Genomic DNA, 1,325 nt, shown 5'->3' on the forward strand with positions numbered 1-1,325 from the left:
GGCCTGGGGAGGGGACTGGGCGTACTGCGGCGGTATCGGCGCGGCGGCCCCCGGGTAGGTGGGCGCGGCCTGCGGGTACGCGGGCGGCTGCGACAGGCCCGGGTAGGCGGGCGGCTGCTGGCCCGGGTAGGCGGGCGGCTGTTGCTGCTGCGGGTACGAGGGCTGCGGCTGCGGATGGGCCGGAGGCTGCTGCTGCGGGTACGACGGCGGCTGCTGCTGGGGATAAGTCGGTGGCTGCTGTTGCTGCGGATACGCGGGCTGCTGCGGGTACGCCGGAGGCTGTTGCTGCTGCGGGTACTGCGGAGGTACCGACGGCTGGCCTGTCTGCGTCGGGTACTCCGGGGGCTCCGGGTACTCCGGTGGTGGCTGGGTCATCGTGCTTCCTTGTACTTCCGTGTGCTTCTTTCGGAGACCCGGAGGCTCGACGGCCTCGGAGCCGGGGACGACTGCTGTGCGGCCGGATCAGCCGATCAGCAGCGAGGAGGGCAGCAGGGCCGTGCCGGCGCAGAAGGCGACCAGACCGGTGCGGATCCACTGGTGCTTGCGGGCGGCGATATGGCTCAGGCTGGCGAGAGTGCTGGTCAGCCCGGTCGTGGGGTCGCGTCGGGTGTCGTCGAGCGCGGTCTCCAACCGGCCGAGCCGGACGGCTTCCTGGATGTCGCCGAAGTAGGACAGCGGGCGGCCCGGCGTCCAGGCCCCGGCGCGGTAGCGGGGCAGCACCGCCAGCATCAGGGCCAGCAGGGAGAGCCCCAGGGCTCCGGTCCCGGCCCACCACAGCACCGTGCCCGGGACGGAGAGCGCGGCCGGGGACCAGTTGCGTCCGGCGAGCAGCCCGCTGGAGACACCCGCGGTCATGCCGAGGGCGCCGACCAGCACGGATGCCTTGCTGTCCGCCCGGGCCACCTCGGCGCGCAGCTCGGTGAGCAGCCGCTCGCAGAGGGGGGTGAGGTCGCCGCAGTCCGGATCTCCGCCCTGCCGGACGGCCGGCACCGGTCCGGGAGCGGGCCCGGGAGCAGGTCCCGGAGCAGGGACGGGCGCCGGGGCGGGAGCGGGGTCGAGCGTGGTCATCCGCCGCTGCCCTCCGCCCGGTCGGCGGCGTCCTTGTCCCCCGGCTCGATGTCGCTGTCACCGTCGCTGTCGTCCTGGTGGGCGGCCGCCGGGACCTCCGGCACCGTCTGGGCCGGCAGCATCGGGGTCCTGCCGTAGCCGGGCGGCGGCTGCCAGGCAGGAGCCTCCGGCGGTGCGGCCGGTGCGGCCGGTGCCACGGTGGTGGCGGCCTGCGGGGCCGGGGCGCCGGGGTACGGGTCCGGTGCGCCGGTCGGGGG

At 75.6% G+C, this 1,325-nt stretch carries 1 protein-coding gene and 2 pseudogenes; all 3 read right to left on the bottom strand.

Translation table 11 applies throughout. The features are described 5' to 3' along the window. Positions 1 to 375, bottom strand: a pseudogene (locus tag FNH09_RS46395) (DUF6777 domain-containing protein); the annotation flags it as partial. Between the two features lie 87 nt (positions 376 to 462). Further along, positions 463 to 1,068, bottom strand: a complete 606-nt coding sequence (locus FNH09_RS46400; protein WP_202919905.1) for a Pycsar system effector family protein — start codon at positions 1,066 to 1,068, stop codon at positions 463 to 465. Further along, positions 1,065 to 1,325, bottom strand: a pseudogene (locus tag FNH09_RS47465) (hypothetical protein); the annotation flags it as partial. The pseudogene FNH09_RS47465 and the gene FNH09_RS46400, both read right to left, overlap by 4 nt.

Source organism: Streptomyces adustus, from assembly GCF_009377175.1.
Lineage (GTDB): Bacteria > Actinomycetota > Actinomycetes > Streptomycetales > Streptomycetaceae > Streptomyces > Streptomyces adustus.